The sequence below is a fragment of the Tunturiibacter gelidiferens genome, assembly GCF_013410115.1.
GTDB classification, from domain to species: Bacteria; Acidobacteriota; Terriglobia; order Terriglobales; family Acidobacteriaceae; genus Edaphobacter; species Edaphobacter gelidiferens.
The window spans coordinates 2,119,430-2,139,264 of record NZ_JACCCV010000002.1 but is presented as its reverse complement, the minus strand read 5'-3'; the positions used below and the strand labels follow the sequence as shown (position 1 = coordinate 2,139,264).

Annotated in this window: 18 protein-coding genes; 7 read left to right on the top strand and 11 right to left on the bottom strand. The window is 54.3% G+C overall.

Going from position 1 to position 19,835, the window contains the following annotated elements:
• Positions 1-300 precede the first annotated feature (300 nt).
• Entirely contained in the window at positions 301-525 is a 225-nt protein-coding gene (locus HDF12_RS20965; RefSeq protein WP_179586637.1) for a hypothetical protein, read from the bottom strand.
• 89 nt (positions 526-614) lie between these two features.
• Here HDF12_RS20965 and HDF12_RS20960 point away from each other — a divergent pair, with 89 nt between their 5' ends.
• Positions 615-971, top strand: coding sequence for an STAS domain-containing protein (locus tag HDF12_RS20960; protein ID WP_179586635.1), 357 nt, complete (start codon positions 615-617; stop codon positions 969-971).
• 225 nt (positions 972-1,196) lie between these two features.
• Here HDF12_RS20960 and HDF12_RS22075 read toward each other — a convergent pair whose 3' ends face one another.
• The 4 genes from HDF12_RS22075 to HDF12_RS20945 form a co-directional block, all read right to left on the bottom strand.
• Positions 1,197-1,337, bottom strand: a complete 141-nt coding sequence (locus tag HDF12_RS22075; RefSeq protein WP_218892522.1) for a hypothetical protein — start codon at positions 1,335-1,337, stop codon at positions 1,197-1,199.
• Positions 1,338-1,719: 382 nt separating this feature from the next.
• Positions 1,720-2,127 carry a type II toxin-antitoxin system PemK/MazF family toxin gene (locus HDF12_RS23005; protein WP_373563977.1) on the bottom strand — a complete coding sequence of 136 codons (408 nt, stop codon included), beginning with the start codon at positions 2,125-2,127 and terminating at the stop codon, positions 1,720-1,722.
• 2 nt (positions 2,128-2,129) lie between these two features.
• Entirely contained in the window at positions 2,130-2,930 is an 801-nt protein-coding gene (locus HDF12_RS20950; RefSeq protein ID WP_179586631.1) for a hypothetical protein, read from the bottom strand.
• A 383-nt stretch (positions 2,931-3,313) separates the two neighbouring features.
• Positions 3,314-3,496 carry a hypothetical protein gene (locus HDF12_RS20945; RefSeq protein WP_179586629.1) on the bottom strand — a complete coding sequence of 61 codons (183 nt, stop codon included), beginning with the start codon at positions 3,494-3,496 and terminating at the stop codon, positions 3,314-3,316.
• 1,183 nt (positions 3,497-4,679) lie between these two features.
• Between HDF12_RS20945 and HDF12_RS20940 the strand changes: the two genes are divergently transcribed.
• From HDF12_RS20940 to HDF12_RS20930, 3 genes are all read left to right on the top strand, one after another.
• Positions 4,680-6,596 carry a caspase family protein gene (locus HDF12_RS20940; RefSeq protein ID WP_179586627.1) on the top strand — a complete coding sequence of 639 codons (1,917 nt, stop codon included), beginning with the start codon at positions 4,680-4,682 and terminating at the stop codon, positions 6,594-6,596.
• A 144-nt stretch (positions 6,597-6,740) separates the two neighbouring features.
• Positions 6,741-8,045 carry a caspase family protein gene (locus HDF12_RS20935; protein WP_179586625.1) on the top strand — a complete coding sequence of 435 codons (1,305 nt, stop codon included), beginning with the start codon at positions 6,741-6,743 and terminating at the stop codon, positions 8,043-8,045.
• Between the two features lie 122 nt (positions 8,046-8,167).
• Positions 8,168-9,547 (top strand): transporter, encoded by a 1,380-nt coding sequence (locus tag HDF12_RS20930; RefSeq protein WP_179586623.1) that lies wholly within the window; start codon positions 8,168-8,170, stop codon positions 9,545-9,547.
• A gap of 19 nt (positions 9,548-9,566) precedes the next feature.
• Here HDF12_RS20930 and HDF12_RS20925 read toward each other — a convergent pair whose 3' ends face one another.
• Positions 9,567-11,396: an immunoglobulin domain-containing protein gene (locus HDF12_RS20925; protein WP_179586621.1), complete on the bottom strand. Its 1,830-nt coding sequence runs from the start codon at positions 11,394-11,396 to the stop codon at positions 9,567-9,569.
• Positions 11,397-11,649: 253 nt separating this feature from the next.
• Between HDF12_RS20925 and HDF12_RS20920 the strand changes: the two genes are divergently transcribed.
• From HDF12_RS20920 to HDF12_RS20910, 3 genes are all read left to right on the top strand, one after another.
• Positions 11,650-12,240, top strand: a complete 591-nt coding sequence (locus HDF12_RS20920) for a hypothetical protein (RefSeq protein WP_179586619.1) — start codon at positions 11,650-11,652, stop codon at positions 12,238-12,240.
• A 613-nt stretch (positions 12,241-12,853) separates the two neighbouring features.
• Entirely contained in the window at positions 12,854-14,155 is a 1,302-nt protein-coding gene (locus tag HDF12_RS20915) for a radical SAM protein (protein WP_257025754.1), read from the top strand.
• A gap of 182 nt (positions 14,156-14,337) precedes the next feature.
• The gene (locus tag HDF12_RS20910) at positions 14,338-14,724 is read left to right on the top strand and encodes a hypothetical protein (protein ID WP_179583716.1); all 387 of its coding nucleotides are present in this window, start codon (positions 14,338-14,340) and stop codon (positions 14,722-14,724) included.
• 557 nt (positions 14,725-15,281) lie between these two features.
• On the opposite strand, the gene HDF12_RS20905 is transcribed toward HDF12_RS20910, so the two are convergent.
• The 5 genes from HDF12_RS20905 to HDF12_RS20885 all read right to left on the bottom strand — a co-directional run bounded on the left by HDF12_RS20905 (position 15,282) and on the right by HDF12_RS20885 (position 19,696).
• Positions 15,282-16,256 carry a TIGR01777 family oxidoreductase gene (locus HDF12_RS20905; protein ID WP_179586617.1) on the bottom strand — a complete coding sequence of 325 codons (975 nt, stop codon included), beginning with the start codon at positions 16,254-16,256 and terminating at the stop codon, positions 15,282-15,284.
• Positions 16,253-16,768, bottom strand: coding sequence for an SRPBCC family protein (locus tag HDF12_RS20900; RefSeq protein WP_179586615.1), 516 nt, complete (start codon positions 16,766-16,768; stop codon positions 16,253-16,255). The genes HDF12_RS20905 and HDF12_RS20900 overlap by 4 nt, the downstream gene beginning before the upstream one ends.
• Positions 16,765-17,484, bottom strand: coding sequence for a methyltransferase family protein (locus HDF12_RS23000; protein ID WP_373563994.1), 720 nt, complete (start codon positions 17,482-17,484; stop codon positions 16,765-16,767). Before HDF12_RS23000 ends, HDF12_RS20900 begins: the two co-directional genes overlap by 4 nt.
• A 605-nt stretch (positions 17,485-18,089) precedes the next feature.
• A complete protein-coding gene (locus HDF12_RS20890; RefSeq protein ID WP_179586611.1) occupies positions 18,090-19,004 on the bottom strand; it encodes an SRPBCC family protein in 915 nt (304 codons plus the stop codon).
• An 11-nt stretch (positions 19,005-19,015) separates the two neighbouring features.
• On the bottom strand, positions 19,016-19,696 hold the full coding sequence (locus tag HDF12_RS20885; RefSeq protein WP_257025836.1) for a TetR/AcrR family transcriptional regulator: 681 nt from the start codon (positions 19,694-19,696) through the stop codon (positions 19,016-19,018).
• Positions 19,697-19,835 lie beyond the last annotated feature (139 nt).

The following is a 19,835-nucleotide window of genomic DNA, read 5'->3' as shown; positions in this document are numbered from 1 at the left end:
TGGACGCCGGTCACAATTGGATCGCTTACCGCCACAGTGACCGGTGGCATTGGATCTTGGCTATCATCTAGTGGAATTGTCATCGTTAGACCTCGTTGCAGAAATCACAGCCTTCACCGTGCTCGACCAGGGCCATGTAGCAAACTTGGATGTCGTTCATGCGGTCTAAGGGTTCCTCAGTGCCTAAACGATTAACTCCTTCGCCGCAGCTGATGAGATATGCCTGAGCGAGCATCATGCCTTCAGGACATGCCGGGTAGTCGTCAGTATTCCATAGAGCTAAGAGTTTGTTGTGGTCCATCACCGTGTCCCATGCTTTGAGGAGAAGAAACGCATCACTCTGGTTAAGATGCCTCCGCGCATCCGAGCGTCTTCGGCCTCCAGTTCCTTCATGCGTGTTTTCAACTGACGCATCTCTTTCGCGTGCTCCTTTGCCCTCACATGCGCCTCGACCGAGCCACGGTCGTCTCTGTCACCAAATCCCATTGGCTTGTATTGCTTCGTAAATTTGATCTTCGCTGCCATTCGACCTCACTATTTCAATTTACTGTACTGGCACATGCGATAATCTCTAGGTTCGACACGGCCCGTGTCACGCCAGGAGATTGTCCAAAATGCCTGAGACCGCTGCGGCTTCGCCCATGCTCACAACCGAGACTAAGCATTATCGGAATGACGTTGTCCTTGTGATCTGTCACGGTCGACTCGTCGCGGGTTCCGAAGGCATTCTTTACACTACCGTTCATGGATTCATTCCAACGAAGAAGCGAATAATACTGGATCTCGCCGATCTTCAGCACACCGACAGCCTCGGTCTAGGAACGCTTACGCGCCTGTATGTATCGGCTAAGTCGGCGGGTTGCAGTTTAGAGCTTATGCATCTGAGCAAGCAGATTCGACACCTTCTAGGGCTGACAAATCTCTTCAACGTTTTTACGATTATTGCGGAGAGTGGTGTCAAATTTATTTGATTCCGCACAGGTCTTGCTTAGTCCCTCACATGCGGATTGTGGATTATTGCGGTTCGGCATCCCCAGGTGAGAATCAGTCTCCGAAAGATTTCCGGAAGCCCAACTCTACCAACTGGCGTGCCGTATAGAGCCCTGGAACGTCAACTTCGCGGCCTTGCGCAAACCATCGCGGATGATGATCATGTCCTGCGGCCGTTTCAAAATCATTACGCGAGCGGACACAGTTCAGATTTTCCCTAAGAGTTTGTTGAATTGCTCAGGTGAAAGCTTGAGAAACACCCCGCCCTTCCCGTTGCTGATCGCGTTTTCTATCATCTGTTTCGATTCGAGGTTTGGCAATGCGCCTCCTCGCTTGGCAAGTTCCACCAACTTTTCGTCATCTTGAAACGTCACAGTGCGGAGGCGCTGTTGGGTTGCGCTGTCGTAGAAGACGACTTGCCACGCTCTCTTTCGCTCAAAGGCAGCATAAACATGCTTCAGAGGTGGCTTGCCCTTGTCACAGTACCGCTCTCCCCGCGTATGTGGAGGCGGTAAGAAGTTCTTGCAAGCGCAGCAAATCTCACCTGCCAACCGTTTTGACGCAGTCGTACCTCGCTCACCGCCCATAGGCGAATAATAAGCGAAAGCAGTGTGGAAGGCGAGCGATGAAAAAATACCCGCATTCTGAGGCAGCTTTTCTAACTGGTTGGAGACCAGGATTCACTTCGATGGAGCCGACTGGGAAGAGCGGCTGCCGACAATAGAACAGCTAAAATCCTAAGACGTTCTGTAAGCCAATTTTCACGGCTTCTAGAGCATCTGGCGTCAGGGTCGCCCAATGCTGAACGAGCCGTGTACGGTCACAGCAGGTCACCTGTTCGCATAGAGCGATAGAGTCTCGTGGGATCGGTGGCTCGGTACTAACCGGAATAATTAGGGCTGCAGGTATCCTAATGTCGTGAGCTGGGATTGTCTTGTTGGCATGCTTACTCTTCTCTGATGTGAGGGGTACGCAGACGATGAGTTCGCCATGGTTGATACGGTTTGCAGATACGACGATCATCGGACGATAGAACTTCTGCTCATGTCCGCTAGCGTCTCGAGATTCTCCACGGAAAACCCAGCCTTGCTGTAGGCGAGGTAGTGCAGGAGGAGTGGCTGGTCGGGCAGGGGCCATTATTAATATTCTTCGTCTTCCCGACCAGCCATCGAATAGGCGAAATCTAAGCGGTCCTCCTCGTCCAAAGGAATCAACTCTACGGGTGAGTCGTCTACGATTTCCTGACGAAGACGAGCCCCAAATCGAATAGCAACATGCCCGTTGACAAAGTGCCGCATGCCTTCGTTGAGGAGTTCCTGCATGTCATCTGGTAGAACCCGTTTCGCGGAAATAGCATACGCGAGGCAATCTAGATGGAGACGCCCAAAAAGAAGCTCAATTGTGCAAACTCCCGAGAAACGTTGATCTTCCTCGCGTTTGTTTTCGGGGACAGGTGGACGGGAATTGATGAAATCAGCCAGATCTACGACTTTCCCGAGTTCCCAGAGTGAAAAAATAGCCTGATCTTTCAGATGGGGGGGGCAATATTCTTTCGCGGCGTTGGCATAAAAAGTCTCGGCAACGTAAAGCTGCTCTTTGATTTTCTTGACCAATTCAATGCCTTCGTTGAGGGCATGCGCAATCCTACCCAGCCCGAGCATTAGATCAACGTAGCGCTGAAACAACCGCTCCCGACGAGCAATGAATTCATCCGCACTACCGCTTTTTCCTAGTTCTTCGATCAGCTGACAGAGAGCAATACGCGCTTTGTCCTCCTGTGAGGACAAGACCGGCGTGGGAGTGTAACGCGCCGCACTCTTGCGTGTTACGTCTTGCGAAACCCGTGTTTGCCGCATGCAGTTCAGATCGTTACCCGATAGCGTCAGGAACGCCAACGACTCACTTCGCCCGGCGAACGCGTGCGTGAGATTCATGTTCATTACTTTCTCCATTACGGCGTTGCTGTGCCGTTTGTGCTGCCCTACTGGGTTGTCCTTTTGTACTCTTTCAGGGCCAGTCAGTCCACTTCCCTCTTGGACGCTTTCTAGCGCACTCGCGACTGCATTTTTTCCAAGCAGACCGAATTCGATGCCTTTTTCGTGGTATGGACTACTTTTCATAGTAGCAAACCACGAGTACATCTAGGTTTACGCCGCAAATGTATCCCACAATTGGGGAGCTTCGAAAAACCTTCCCTGTAGATTGATCCATATGACCCTCTATCGTCATCCGCAGAGCTTTGGATTACCCAACGTATTTACTGCCATATCGCAGACATATCAGGGATCAACCGCCCCCGCAGATCTTTCAGGTCTGGCTTTATCTATGTCCTGTACCAAACGAACAGACGAGTCCCTGTTGCCGTCACGCCGGTTACCTTGAAATCTTTCCATTGAAGCATCTGCTGGATGTTGTCGTTGAGGATGGATGCGCCGACAGCCAGACCAGCCGTCACCGCGATGGGTCCGTAAAGCGCCGAGCCGTCTATGGGGTTGGTTATGGTCACGGTGCCTGCTGTGGTGGTCGTGGCGGCCACGAGCGCGATCTTGAAGACCCGAAAACCAAAGGGCTTGGCCTAGAGGCTTTGAGCAGCCCCGAAGAAGGGGAGGTCCGAGTCTACAGACGCGGGGTTTGAGTTGAGGGAATTTGGCATTTAGGGGTTCAGCTCTCGTAGGGGTAGGAACGCCTCCAAAGCGCAAAGAGTTGACCGACTCCGCCGCGCGGTTGGAACGTTTTGGAACGTGAATGGATTTTGAGGGGTCGTAAGTCTTTGAAATGTGGTGGCCAGAGACGGGATCGGTCTCCCGCGCCGCTAATGGAATCTGTAACTTACAGATTCTAAAAGGTTCAGGAAAGGCCAAAAGTGCCGGAATGCCCAAACGTTCTTGCAAATCTCTTGCAAAATTTGTTTTCTGATGCTGGCATTGGAGCCAAGAGGTAGCGAAGCAGAGTGATTGGTTACTCGGAAGTGAGCCTCTGCGACCGAATTACTTCCCTTGTGGCCGGCAATCCGAGAGCCATCGGAGAGCAACTCGCTGCTTTGTAATAGGCCCTGCCCGTCGCTAGAGACTTATAATTTCATGTTGCCAGTAGCGAAGATTCGACTACATGGGTGAAACGACGCGGCCGCTCACCGCACTATTTATGTGAGGCTTTGAAGGGTTTGTATATCAATGCTAAGAAACAGGACGTTTGGAAAAGTTGGTTCGCGCCGACCGGTGGACTTTCGGTTGCTTTATCGTTCTCATTCCTAAATCAGCTTGTTGTGGCACTCAGCAAATCCGGTACATCATGGCAACATCTCCGTTTGAGTGGTTGAGGCACGATATCAGTTAAGTGGGTTGCAAGGTTTTAGCTAAAGGGAGCACCCAATGCGGAACAATAAACCAGCCGTTCCACCCCCAAGGGCGCGACGAGGAGACAAGCTCTCCATTGAGAAAATACCGAATCCGTTCGGATCCGAAGACTTCATGCACTGATGAAGCGATCCTCTGCTCTCGGTCTCTGGTTGAGTGGGCGGCGTTCCGGCAGTTACGGTTTCACCCGGCCCGTCGATTACGTGAACGGTGAACTGGACATGGGAGGAATCAATGAAGAAGAGGCTGGACTTGGTACTTCTAGCATGTTTGGTGCTCGTATTGTCTGCACTGGGATCCAGTACCTTTTTTGGGAAGGCGGCGGGAAACACGATGCGATCCGAAATCGCAGCCGAGTCTCATGGGGCTTCTCCTGCAGGCACTCCAACGAAACTTGCTCTTCTTGTGGGGATTAACAACTATGAATATGCGGACCGGATACCGCGATTAGCGGGATCACTCAACGATGTTGAAGATATAAGGCAGGTTCTCATTGGCAAGTTTGAGTTCCTACCCGAGAATATTCTCGTTTTGAAAGACTCCGAGGCAACGCACGCCGGGATCATGAATGCGATTCAAAACCACTTGATCGCCAAAACTCACGCGGGCGACATAGTGGTTTTCCACTACAGCGGCCATGGCTCGCAGATGAAAGACCCTACAGGAAAGATGATCAACGGCCTTGACGAGACGATTGTGCCATACGACTCGCGTGACCCCGAGGGAAAAGTATTCGATATCAGTGGCGCCGAGTTGCATGCGGTTCTGGTTCAGCTTGCGGCCAAGACCACAAATCTCACGTTTATTCTCGATAGCTGCCACTCGGGTACTCTTGTTCGGGGCGCGAGGGTACGGTCAATTCCCGCAGACTCGCGAATTTTACCCAGCCAAAAGATGGCGACCGAACGCAGTTTGAGTCCTAAAGGTGGCGGGACATCTCTCAAATTTGCCTTCATTTCCGCTGCGACTTCCAACGAGGGTGCGTTCGAATACTTCAGCGAAGGAAAGGATCACGGCTCGTTGACCTACTTCCTCGCTCGTCAACTCCGGAGTGCGAGTGCGGGAGCCACTTATCGGGACGTGATGGACAGCGTGACAGCCAGTGTCACAGCAAATTATCCTGCACAACATCCTTCTCTAGAGGGTGCGGAGGCCGATCAACATATCTTTGGAGATGGCAGCAGCCTGGCTGGAGTCTATGTGACGGCATCGCCATCGCTGCTTGATCCCAAGAGGGTGATCCTCGGGATTGGACAGGTTCAAGGAGCTACGTCGGGGTCTGTCTACGACGTTTATCCCCCAGGAAGCAAGCAGTTCGCACCAGAGCAGCCTACTGCAAAGGTGCAGCTTGTCTCGGTCGATGCCCTAAATTCGGAAGCGGTCATTCTTGCGGGGGGCAGAATCGCTTCAGCGTCGCGAGCCGTGGAGCGAGAGCATCGCTACAGTAGTTCCAGGGCACGGATCTATCTCGACGGCGTTGAACGATCCCTCACGTTACAGGCGATCAGAGACGCCCTGCGAAGTATTAAGTACATCGAGATCGTCGACAGACCTACCCTCTGCAACATGCAACTACGGCAGGCGGCGCAAAGCGTGCAAACGCTCGCGGCAGATTCTTCCATCTTGTCCTCCGTGACGGTGAACGATAGCTCCGCCGTAGATAGGGTGGTCGGGCAGCTCGAAGCTTGGGCCAAGTGGTTCAATGTTTTATCGATCAACAATACTCAATCGGCAATCAGCGTCAGCTTCAGCATCCGGGGCAGCCACACGCGGAACCCGATGGCGCAAACGGGAACGCCGGACATGGAAGTTCTTGAGGGCGAAGCAATCGATTCTACATTCACGAATGACTCCGAGAAGGACCTCTACGTTGCCATACTGGACTTATCAAGTGACGGAAGCATCACCGTCGCCTATCCGAGCCAACAGGGGGCGGATGAGGTCTTGAAGTCACACCTAACCCTTTTCAGATCCTTCAAGACATTCGTCCCTAAAGGCCGCTCCAGCGCAACCGACGTTTTAAAAGTATTCGCGAGTCAGAAGCCGATCGACCTGACTCCGATAACACAGGGACGGATTCGAGGCGGGTCTCAGGATAATGGCGAACTGGACGAACTCCAGGAGCTCCTTATGGATTCCAGTGGAGTCAGTCGGGGTGTTGCTCCACTTCTGAGCAGACCGTTGGATCTAGGCACTTGGACCACCGTACAGCGAGTACTATTGGTGAGACGTGGGGTTGATGGCCCCTGAGACTGGAAGTGTGCTCCCGATCGGAGCGCTGCTTCTGCCTGGTAGGGGTGCTTTGGGCCCAGTTTCAAAAGCATTTCACTATATTGGGGAGCTCGATCTGCGGAGGCAATCCGCAGCAAGTGGTTCGAAGTGGAGGCGCACCCCATGCGTCGTATTAGGTTGTGGATACTAGTCGCGATTACAGTCCTCCTGTTTCCAGATGGCAATGCTACTGCTGCCATGCTGATTCTGCAGAGAAGCCAGCGTGGGGTACAGGACGTCAGTCCGCAGACTTTGCAAACAGGACCCATTGGCCCTTACTACGCACTGATAATTGGCAATGACAATTACCAGTTCCTTCCGAAACTCCAGACAGCATCGAATGACGCTCAGGCGCTCGCGCACTTGCTCCGCGAGCAATATGGGTTTGGCACAACGCTGTTACTGAACGCCTCACGGGCCAATATCCTCGATGCGCTCGCCACTTACCGCGACAAGCTTCCGATCAACTCTAACCTACTCATCTACTACGCGGGTCACGGAAATAACGATTCCGAGGCCAAGGTGGCTTACTGGCTTCCAGTGGATGCTCAGGCTGGGAACAATGCGAATTGGGTCAGTTCGGAAGACATCACCGCGGAGCTCCGTGTCATAAAATCTCTTCATGTTCTGATTATTGCCGACAGTTGTTATTCAGGAGCCCTCTTACGCGGAGGGATCGACTTCACCGATATCAACGCCGATATCAAGCCACAGGAACGTGGATACTATCTGGCCAAACTACAAAGAATCAAGTCCCGAAACATAATGGCAAGCGGCGGGAATGAACCAGTTGCTGATGGTGGGCCTGATGGTCATTCCATCTTCGCTGCAGTGATCTTGCAGAGTCTGCGTGAGATGGACGGCGCCCAGTTCACCGCCGCCTCACTGTTTCAAAGAGTGGTAGTGAGAGTCGCCGGACGCTCTCGACAAACTCCACAGTACAGCGCAATCGTCAATTCCGATCATGATGGTGGCGATTTCGTGTTCTTCAGACAACCAAGTCATAGCCAACCAATTGAGCTATGTTGTTCGGTACTTACGACGATGATTGCAGATGGTGGAAATTCAAGCGCCGACGTTTCGCGTTCCACTCCGAGCGGACAGGATGTCAGGGAAGTTCTGGAGCAGTATCGAAGTGCCTATGAGACTGAAGACTTGACGGCATTGCGTAAGCTCTGGCCGAGCATAACTCCCCAAAACATTAAGAACCTTCAGATCTTCTTCCAAACAGCGAAATCAGTAACGCTAAACTGCGCCGTTGTCGGTTCTCCCCAGGTGGGCGCGGACACCGCCACCATCAACTTCTTGGAAGAGCTCAGCTATACAACCGGTGGCAGAACCAAGAAGATCCCTTCGCAGAAAGCCACAATGAAGTTGAAGAGAGGACCCGAAAGCGGAGGCAGTTGGACGATCGATTCAATTCAGTAAGTCTCTCTTAGTAAGAATTCTTTTTGCGGTCCAGTACCAAAGTAGTTTTCAGGCATCCAGGTCCATCTTTGCATTCCGCGTATTCCACGAGCAAGACAGTCCATCTCATTGAGGAGACGAACATGACAAAGTTTGGCGCAATTTTACTTGTAGCACTTATCCTGTTTTCATCTGCGGCAGTATCGTCTTTAGGACAGGGCGCTAGCCCGTGCCCCACGCAGGTGTTGACCCCGAATCCCGCGAGATCAGGGGACCTGGTGTGTCTGGTTCCGCAGGTGTACGGACCAGGTGGACTTGTCGGTGCGACGAATGGCGGTCCGCTGGACGATACTCAAGGCCATCAGGTGCACTTTCAGGCCTCCAGCGTCAGGAGCTTCGGGCCGATCAACGCAGAAATCGGTGTACAACTTAGCCAACTCCCAATTGCTGCTCCAGTCGCTGGCTTCATCTTTTCGGGTGGTGTGGTCACACCGACAAATAGTTTTGGCCCGATCTTGACGGATCGAGCTGAGACCTTGGGCAGGAACAAGATATTCGTCAGTCTTAGCTATCAGTATTTTAACTTTGACAAAGCGGACGGTGTGAACTTAAAGAATTTCGGGGCGGTGTTTACTCATGAGCCTGAACCAGGGGTCTGCTCCATCGATCCCACCGACTGCCTCGACGGAGAGCCGATCTACACCAGAGACGTTATCGCCACCCAGAACCGAATAGATCTGAAGGTGCACCAGATAACGCTGGTAGGGACTTATGGCATTACAGATAGGCTCGACTTATCGCTTGCCGTCCCGATCCTTGATGTGCGGATGGGCATTAGTTCGAATGCGACAATATTCAATTTCGAGGCACCTCCCGTCAACCATAAATTCGCCAACGCCGCTAGCCCGTTTTATGGTCAATTCTTCAACACCGGATATTCCTTCGGCATGGGTGACATCACACTGCGTACCAAATATCTCGCACGACAAGCAGAGAAGTACGCCGTAGCACTTGGAGTGGATTTTCGTATACCCACCGGCGATCCTAATAACTTCCTGGGATCGGGAACCTGGGGCTTCCGGCCATTCGCAACATACAGTGCTCGAGTAGGCAAGATCTCGCCGCATGCATCGATCGGTATTCAAGGGAACGGCTCTACTGTGCTCGCCGGTGATGTGACAAGCCAGCCAGTGACCAAAGAGCACCTGCCAAACCTGCTAACTTACTCGGTCGGCGCGGACGGTTCCGTCTCCAAGAAAATTGGCCTATCGGCTGATTTCATTGGTGGAACGTTGCTTCATGGCTCAAAGATCACCACAAGCACTTTTACAGACTTTGGAGGGAACACCCACGCTGATATTTTAACTTCATTTGACACCATCAATTTGGCCAGCCTTGCCGCAGGCGTCAAGTTCAATCCGATCGGAAATTTCCTGATCACCGCAAATGGCTTGTTCCGTCTCAATGACGCAGGGCTTCATTCCAAACCTGTCCCACTATTTGGGCTGTCGTACACGTTCTAGTGAGCGGAGCAACACTGATCTAAGGCGCAGATATGTCAATAGTCGCAATCCCGTGGGTTCCATCGCTTCCGGTCGCGACGCTCGTTGCAGTCAGACGTAACAGGAATTTCTCTCCTGTGTCAGTGGGATTGGGTGTCTGTAGGACGATTGTAAGTGCGATATTGGAAGTATTGGGAGCTAGTGTGAAGTTATCCATGTCGTTATCTCCGTGTGTGCCGCTATCATCAATGTTTGCGCAGTCTGGTATGCCTTCACTGTCCTGAAGACAAACCAGCGACCAAGTAACGCCTTGGTTCATCAAGTCGAGCGAAACCGTAGCAGTGTAGATGTACTGAGTGTTGAGCGCGACGTGGCTGGCACCGGAGATCTGGACCGTTGGAGTGGGCACAGGGGTGATTTTCACTGTCGCAACGCCGAATACCGACGGGTTGACTGAGGACGTTGCTGTGACAGTCACGAAGGGATTTGGTGTCGGTATGGATCCGGGCGCCGTGTAATTGCCACCCGTCGTAATCACTCCGCAACCGGCGCCTGAACAATTTGCTCCGGCGATGCTCCAGGTGACACTCTGATTGCTGCTGTTGCTTACGTTCGCGGTAAACTGTTGACTCTGCCCCAGGATAAGATTTGTCGTGCTCGGGGTCACGCTCACCGAGATATCAGGCTGGATAGTCACGGAAGCTAGGTCGGACATGGAGGAATCCTGGTTCGATACAGCCTTGATCTGAACCGTCGAGGGAGTAGGCACAGCAGACGGACCCGTATATACGCCAAGATTCGAAATAGTTCCCACGGTTGAGTTGCCTCCTGGGACGTCGTTGACCTGCCAGGATACAGACGTATCGCTGGCGTGATCGACGGTGGCGTTGAACTGCTGTGTCCTGCCGACCTGGACATTGGCCGTCTTGGGGGAGACAGTAACGGAGACGGGCGGCGGAGCAAGTGAAAGAGTTACCGTGGCGGTTCCGCTCACCGTTTGATCCGCCTGCGAGACTGCGGATATGACCACTGTCGCGGGGTCCGGTACGACGCTGGGAGCTGAGTAGAATCCGGAGGCCGAGATATGCCCGACGGTCCCATCGCCACCAGTCACGCCTGCCACCTTCCAGATCACCGCGGTGGTACTGGCGTTTACCACTGTGGCGCTGAACTGTTCACTGGTGCCAGTCTGCAAGGCGCTGTTTGACGGCGTCACGCTTACAACTATCGCGGGCGGAAAGGCGATGGTGACGGAGGCCGTATCAGACCTATCAGGGTCCGTGTTCGATACTGCCGTGACACTTACAGTGGATGAGGCCGGTGATGTCGGGGGAGCAGTATACAAACCCAGAATCGAAATAGTTCCGAACGTTGAATTCCCTCCTTTGATTCCATTCACGAACCAACTCACCGACTTGTCTGAGGCATTGTCTACAGTGGAAGTGAATGCAAAGGTGCTCCCTGTTAGAACAGTTACCGCTTTCGGGGTGATCGCTACCGCTACAGGAGGTCCTATGGTAAAGTTTACGACTGCGGAGGCGGATGTATCCGCGGCCGCGGCAGCCAGAACCACGACGGTTGCCGGGTTCGGCTGCTCCAGTGGAGCAGTGTAGAGGCCTGAAGTTGTAATTGTTCCCAGAGTGGAGTTTCCCCCGGAAATCCCGTTCACTTCCCAGATAACGGTAGTATTGCTGGCATTGCTTACGCTCGCCGTAAGCTGAACACTCCTGCCTGCCTGCACGGTGGTTGTAGGCGCAGTCAGGCTCACAGTGATTGAGGGCTGTGGCTGTACAGGGGAGGTTCCGCTACAACCGGCCAATCCTGCGATTAGGAAGAGAGATAGCCCCGATGAAAGCAAGTTGCTGGACATGGCGATGCTCCTGCATCATCCATTACGAGCCCACTGGCATTCCGCTTGTTATAAGCAAGAATGCCGGTATGATCCGACATTCAGCAGGCTCTGTCAAATGCTGAGCAGATAATTCGCAGCGGATTGAGTAGTTCCGGAAGTCCTCATGTGTGTTGTAAGATACTTCGCAAGGTCCCGACGAACGGTTTGCTTTACCTCGGTTCACGCGCGGATGGCACTTTGACTTCGATGCGCTCAATCAGTAGGAGAAGCGATGCGAAGCATTCAAGAGATTTTCGCAGGGGTCGGACTCGGCGCGGCGGTCGGGATCCTTGTCGGGATGTCCACCGCTCCGGTGGTGGCGATCGTGGTCTCATCACTGGTCGCGCTGGTTGCTACCTTCTTTGGACTTTCTTCCCAAACAACTGAAGGCACCAAGGTCTTGAGAATTGCGTCTTTCGGTCTTGCGTGTCCAATGGCTGTATTCATCGGTTTGGGGGCTCGCTCTCACGGTTGGCTCACCCCTTCCATACAGCACCAGATAGCCGACTGGACAAATGCAGGCTACAGCCCTGCAGAAGCTCGGTCTTTTGTTGCATTTCGCGAACTTGGGTTGATCCCGGAGGGACAAAAGACAGCCGAACCCCAACAACCTCTTGGTATTCGTGGGGATTTGCCTAGCGAAACCAGACAAGCAGAATGTGACCATCTCCTGACCTCTCGATTTGCTAGTGGAGCCGATCGCATATACGCGATGCGGAAGGAGGGTGGCGCTTGGAAGGCTTTGGCCAATTCCTTAGGTGACCTTGATAGATCTCGCCAAAATGCTGTGGTTGATGCTGCCTATGGGTTGGCGTGTCAATGAAGTCATGAGCTGAATCGGTCGGCTTGTGGCGATCAGATTTGGATAGCGCCTCTAGCGGCTTTTATAGGGCCGGGTCGCGGCAGCGATCAGCTTTGAGGGTGAGCACTCATTATTCTTCCCCCCGAACATTCGACGAGGGGAACATGCAGCCATCTAATGACCTACTTCAAGAACGCTAAACTTGTTTGTCTCACGGACTCTTGCCCTTGAGCCTACGCATTGATGGGGCGTAGCCCCAACGCATCCAGCAGGTATCGAAGGATGCATTGATGATTGGTCAGGGCCACTGTATCCGGCGCTCCACAGGGGTACAGTACAAGGCGGGGTTCTAGCGGATGGAGGCATCAGAAATAATCGCAAGAGCGAAGTACTATTTCCTCATTCCAGGGTGGATTCCGCGCGGACGCGTACTGAACAAATACTAGAACAAGGGGGTTGATTCGTCGATCATTGACGCCATAGTTGGCCGCCGCAAGGCGCGACATACCATTCTGCGCACTCTGACGTCTTTGCTATGCCGATTGGACACGTGTATTTACGAAATTCTGGGCTCTAACCTTCATGCTCAAGCGTTGCCCCAGCCATGGCTTCGAGCGGGTCTTGATTTCGGACGATGTGGACTACTATCGGGCGCTGTCGCGAAGTCTTCATCAAACCCCCCGAGATGCCCGACCGCTACAACACTCCCATCAACTTCGGTCGCCCCTACGACTGCGGCCTCTGCCCCGACCACGAGCAACACTCCTGCCTTTCGCTCCTGGAAATCTGCGACGCCTGCAATCTTTCCTGCCCCATCTGCTACGCGCAGTCCGGAACCCACCGTACCGAGTTCAAGCCTCTCGACCAGATCGAGCGCATGCTAGACTGCATCGTCGCGAACGAAGCGCAACCTGACATCGTGCAGATATCGGGCGGCGAACCCACCCTCCACCCCCAATTCTTCGAAGTTCTGGACGCAGCCAAGCGTCGACCCATCCGCCACCTCATGGTCAACACCAACGGCATCCGCATCGCGCAGGATGAGGCATTTGCCGAGCGCCTCGCAACCTACATGCCAAGCTTCGAGCTATACCTTCAGTTCGACTCTCTTCGTCGCGAACCCCTCATACAGCTGCGCGGAGCCGACCTGCGCAACATCCGCGAGCGTGCACTCGAGCGACTGAATAAACTCGGCATCTCGACAACGCTGGTGGCCACAGTGGAACGCGGCGTCAACGACGACGAACTCGGCTCCATCGTCGAGTTCGCTCTGCAACACCCCTGTGTGCGCGGCGTCACCTTCCAACACGTTCAACAGGCCGGACGCCTCGTCAATTACACCAGCGACGCCCACCGCCTCACACTATCCGAAGTTCGCCGTCTCATCCTCAACCAGACCACCCACTTCAAGCCCGAAGACCTCATTCCCGTCCCCTGCCATCCCGATTCCCTCGCGATGGGATACGCCTTGAAGCTCGCTGGAAAGGTCGTCCCTCTTACCGGCCTCGTCTCGCCCGACGTCCTCATCAATGGCGGTCGCAATACGATCATCTACGAGCAGGATCCCGCCGTCCGCGCCAGCATTGAACGCAGCCCTGACCTACGCAATCAAATCTTCAAGCTCTTCTCGACCAACCACTCCCCCCAATCGCAAGCCAACACTCTACGCGAACTTCTCTGCTGCCTCCCACAGGTTCTCGCGCCCAAGAACCTCGGATACGACAATCTGTTCCGCATCCTCATCGTCCAGTTCATCGATGCTCAAACCTTCGATCTCCGATCGATCAAGAAGACCTGCATCCACATTGCCCACCCGGACGGTGAACGTCTCATACCCTTCGACACATACAACATGTTCTATCGCGATGCACTCGAACAGACCCGCCTTGGCCCACTTCGCGAAGAGGCAATGGCCGTTCGACGAGCAATTGTTTGAATATCGCGATATGCTCACCTCGGCCTACGCAGCGTTGACAATACGGGGCTAGGTATTGGTGAAACCGTCATTCCCGAGAAAGGTGTTATCGGCAACTACGACCGAACTTGCCGAATTCGTGACCTTCGGGATGCCTGCGAGAATGGATCCCCTAGAACGGGCAAGCTGTTACGCTGACGGTCATGCAGACGAAAACTATCTATGTCCCACTGCTGAACGAAGGGACCGATGTGTGGAGGCCTGTCACTGCGGAACCTATCGCTAAGGCGATATACCGCATCGTGAGCGAACCCACCGATCCAGATAATGAGGAATGGGTTTACCGAACAGGTCAGGAGGTCGTTGTCGAAGAGCGCGTATTCGTAGAGGGAGAGTGCGGTCTTGTAGCCGTTGGAGCAGCTGCACGCGCTCGACTGGACCTCACACTTGAGGAGGTCTGTATTGTCCAGAATGCACTGAACGAGGTTTGCAACGGGCTTCACCTTCAAGACGAGTTTGAGACTCGAATCGGTGCTACTCTCGTCGCCGCCCGCACTCTCCTTGAACGTGTTGCCGGAGTGCGACGGTAATCAGGAATGCAAACGACGGTATGGGAACTACGATTACGAAAAAGCGAAAGGGGCGTTTTCTCTTTCGAGATTTCGCCCCCTGCTTTCCGATTTTCGAAGACCCGGTTCGGATCTGGATCACAACTGATTGCCACTTCAGAATAATTTGGGGACTGCGAGCGAAGCCCGGGCTCCCAATATTGCTGTCATCACATTCGTTGTGAGAGCTTTCTCATCCCATCCATAAACATCCAGTTTCCTGAGTGCTCAGCAAGTCCCGTCGCCGGTTCTCCAGATGGACTTTGTCGACCCTCTCCTACTGGAAGATTTCTCCTCCGTTGATTCGTAAGATACTCGTGATCCGTTTGAAAAGCATCGAATGTCACGCCTATTTTTTTGTGCAAATAATGCCCGTATTGTGGAAATTGGATCGGGAATGCGTGAAGTGAGTGGACTGACTGCAGGTATTGGCGACATTGCGGGCAGTTCGGCCACCAGTAGCAGACACGGACTGGCCGCATAGATGTGAACTGTTCAAAAGTTGAAGAAAGCAGAGGTCACCTCTCTGAACTAACCAGCTACTGCTGAGAGCTAAACATTTCTTTTCTACTGGCCATCCAGCGGGTTACTAGCTCGCATGATGCTTCGGGCCAGCCGGGATAATGGAACTCGAATCCAGAGTCGAGAAGACGGCCAGGAACAACTTGGCGACTCTTGAGGATAAGTTCGGATTCTGTGCGCAGAAAAAAGGTGCCGATTTCGAGCATCCACCTTGCGGTGGGCAGACCGATGCGTGTGCCCCATGCCTGGCGAAGGGTACGTAGAAAGTCGCAGTTCGGCAGCGGATGGGGAGAGGCAAGGTTGACGGCTCCGGCAATATCCTGTCGCTCGATGAGGAATTCGATAGCGCGGATGAAGTCCGCCTCATGGATCCATGACACGTATTGGTTGCCGGGCAGGGTTGTGCCTCCGAGACCACGACGAACCAGACTGAGAAAAACATCAAAGACCCCGCCCCGATCGGGACTCAGGGTCATGGCACTGCGTAGCGCGACCTTCCTCGTGCCAGGAGTTGGGGTGGAGAAGAATGCTTCTTCCCAAGCTTTCGCCACCTGAATGGAGAAGTTCCAGGTATCGGGTGCGCCTGGTTCGTCGCCGCCGAACTCGCCGGTAGCTTCGTCCATGGGACGGTCGAGCGCGTGACGGTAGATCGTGGCGGTGCTGGCGTTGAGCCAGACGGAAGGAGGGTTCTCAACCGCAGCGATAGCTTGATTGAGTATCTGCGTTGATCGAACCCGCGATTCGAAGATGGTGCGACGATTTGCCGGAGTGTAGCGGCAGTTGACGCTCCTGCCCGCGAGATTGATGCAAGCGTCGCTTCGGTCGAGTTCCTCGATCCAAGGGCCTAGGGTGACACCGTCCCAGGGGATCACACGCCAGGGGGCGGCATGAGGACTGCGGCTGAGGACGGTGACAGAATGCCCTTGGTGATGAAAGTGGCGGGCAAGGATCTGCCCAACTTGACCCGTACCTCCGGGGATGACGATCCTCATCGCGGCACATCCTCTCGTAATTCTTCAGGGGAAGGCAGGTAGTGCCGCCAGTCGGATGACTCTGCGATCTGCTTGATAACAGCATTGCGCTCACGTACCAGGGCCAGCATGTAGCCCCGCAGAAACAGGGCTTCGGCCAAAGGTCCAAGAAAGGGAAGTGGGGCGGCGATCGCAAAGATGTCCTTCATTTCGGTTTCGCCGGATGGAAGGGTTCGAAACAGATGGTCGGCTTGCATGGAGCGGAAGATGCCCTGAATCATCGTGACCCGAAAATGGGATGGCGGCTCCAGGGCAGTCGTCTCGCTGGTCAGGTTATGCCATATGCCGAAGTGTTTGGCACGCCACGTGACCTGCTGGCCGAGACCGGCGAGGCCTGAGGTAATTTCACCAACTGCAAGTGCTTGTTCCCCGGAGTGTACATTCGCGATCAAGTGGACCTCGACGCTGCGGGCGAGGTCGAAACATCGCTGGATTGGGGCATCGATGACTGTGGTCTCTTCAAGTTTGATCATGGCCTTGAGCTCAACTCTCGGTCTGTGTGCTGCGGACTCATGTCCAACTCGCAACTGATCACGCGTGGACCTAAACCAGCCGCATCCAAGAACAACTGGACGAGTTGCCAAACGCACGGAAGACGCAGTGCCGCCCCGCACAAGGCCCAGCCAAGATGTAGATGCTCAAGCGCTCTGCCCATCGCACGAACACCATCGACAGTGCCGCTTCCGTATCCGGGCTCGTACCGCATCCGTTGGATCGATCCTGCGGGTAACGTTTCCGCATCGACGATCTGCAATCCCAAAGGCGATCTCGCTTCGAGCCAGGTCCGAACCTCGCTGCAAGGGCCACAACTACGGGCAATGAAGATGAGCGCGGGAGGTCCGCTATGGTACGGTCTCCACCTTGGCCACCAATTTCTGACGGCAGACCGGTAGTCCCGCCATTCGCTCCCGAAACGACGAGCCAGATCTTCTTCCTCGTCCCAGGCGGCGATCCCTGCACTGTAGACGACCGATACACCGGCGGCCAACAGCATCCAGCCGCTCCTGAGCACGCCAGCCCATGTCGCCATAACCAACGTGCAGGACAGCTGCATTGGGTTGGCGCAATATCGGTAGATGCCGCTCGTTACCAACTGTTGGGGCGGATCGTAAGGGATAGGTGTTCCAAATCCGCGCTCTGCAAACTCCGTAACCGCACTAATACCGGGTATCGCGAGCAGCAAGATCATCTGAAGACTGATCTGCCGGGCCCAACTCGATAAACCAAACAGTGGGCCCCACCCAGTTCCAGGCCGCAGCGCGAAGATGATCTCCGGCACGAGAAACAGAAACAACATGCCGGATGTGGTGATCTGAAGCGCCGCACGACGTCGAAGGTGCGTATTCTCGTAAGTCCAGCGTCCTATGCAAAGCGCAGGGATTAGTACCAGGCCGCTGCCCGCCGCCTCTCCCACCAGCCAATGAGCTTTTAAATATATTGCCGAACTGCACATCGGCATCACGATGCAGTCAAGAGCGACCATAACGACAGCGCACCAAATTATGCCTATGCGTGGAAGCGCCAGTTGAGGAACAAGGCCCCACAGGATAATCCACCCAAAGAAAAGCTCCAACGGCATCCCGCGAAACGCAACCTCTGAGCCCGCTGCGAAGCTCCACCAACCCGCATACTCATTTAAGCGTTGAAGAAGGAGCAGCGACGGTAGCGTCCACAAGACGCTGAGCAAGCACGCAGCGAACTGGCGCGGCCGTCGGCCGTAGAGCAGCCTCGCAATAATCGCGGCGGCCAGAGGTACGTATACGGCAGCTGCTCGTTCCCAATCGGCGTGGTCCATCAGTACCTCCGCACAGGTGTCGCGTTAGCGTCGATCAAGTACGCCGCCGCTTCCTTTACTGCCGCTCTCTCCCATGGAGTGAAATACCATGACGGATCGAGCTGCCGCATGAAGTCGATGCGCCATGTCACTGTCGTGTGACCCTCGTCCAGTGCCTTCCACTCCACCTCTGAACTGGTCCACTGCACCCACTGGGTGAGTTTGCTCTGGTCACTTACCGTCTCAAAGCGGGCGTAGCCGGGGTGACGCTCCGTCACTCGCATAACAAGGTCCCCTGGAGGGTCTCCCTCTGCCCCCGCGAAATGAATGGTCCTCGTGTCCCCAACTGCGAGACCCTCGCCCCATGTGCCAAGTGGGCTGGGGAAGCCGATGCGAAGAGCCAGCGGTAGGGGAGTATTGACATTGGGGCCATCTGCTAGCGCATGTTCAATCTCATTCGCAGGAGCAGCCACAACGCCTCGGGCCTCAACCGATTGGGCTCGATTGAATGTCAGCTGCGGGATCACCCCTTCAAAGCACATCGGCAGCAATAACAACACAACGCAGCCGAGCGTCGCATCTTGCTTTCTGCGCTGCCTGTCCATTGCAAGTCCGACCACTATGCCGACGATATAGAAGAGAGGCGAAGCGAAGAGAATGCACAGGTATCCCTCGCCCAACAAGGGAGCCACCACGAGGAGCGACAGAGTAATGCCCTTTAGGATTCCTCCAGTTGCGGTCTTCGCTTTCGGTGCCAGCGCCAGCAGGATAGCAAGAACAGCCGGTATCCCGAGGAACATCGCGGCGCTATGACCAAGTCGCTCATGCATCAGCAGCTTGTAGAGAAAGGCTCCGGCCGCGAAGGCTACGATGATCGCGACTACGCTCCACTGGGCTGGCTCGATCTTCCTGCTTTGCTCGTCGATATCGCTCATTGCCTCTCCATTCAGCCTTCAGGTAACAGATCTGCCTCACGCAACAGCGAGAGAATCCTTGTTCGAACCGGTTTTAGAATTGATAGTTTCGCGAGGCTCAGCAACTTTAGAGTCAGAGCTAGCGAACCATCAGCCAGACGCCGCGTCCGGAGCTGACCCTCGGACGAGTCGTAGAGAAACATCACCAAAAGGCCCATCTGAAGGGCCCACAAAGCGACGGGAAGAAGCTCCTGGAGATCCTTAGGCAACTTCTCTGACGCAATGGCGTTCCGGAAAACCTGTGTGCTACGACGGCGGATGTCGGCTGTTCCTCGCCCGAGACAGGAGAGCGGATGTTCGGGCTCACCGGTGTAACGAAAGACCACCCCGAGCAGTCTACGGTCGTTCTTAGCAAGTTCGAATTTCGAGTGCATGGCCGCCGTTAAGCGAACCTTCAGGTCCGTACTTTGTGCAAACACCTCTTCGCAGAGACGCTCCTGCTCGGCTTGCACCGTCTCGTAGTACGCCTGGATGATCGCCTCCTTGCTTGGGAAATAGTAGTAAGCCGCGCTCTTCACTACTCGGGCATGGGCGGCGATGTCTTGCATCGTCGCGGAGTCGAATCCCTTCTCCCGAAACAATTCGAGTGCGCTTTGGAAGATATGGCTCCGTGTTTGCTCCCCTTTACCAGTTGTCGGATCATTTTTGACCATGTTCAAATAATGATCATGATCAGTTGCCAAGTCAAGAAGTATTTGAACAAGGTCAAATTACGATGAGCCGAGTGCTGTACAGAAACGAACTTTCAGCGAGTAGATGCCGTTTGCCCTGCGGGGCAGGCATCTTGGATGA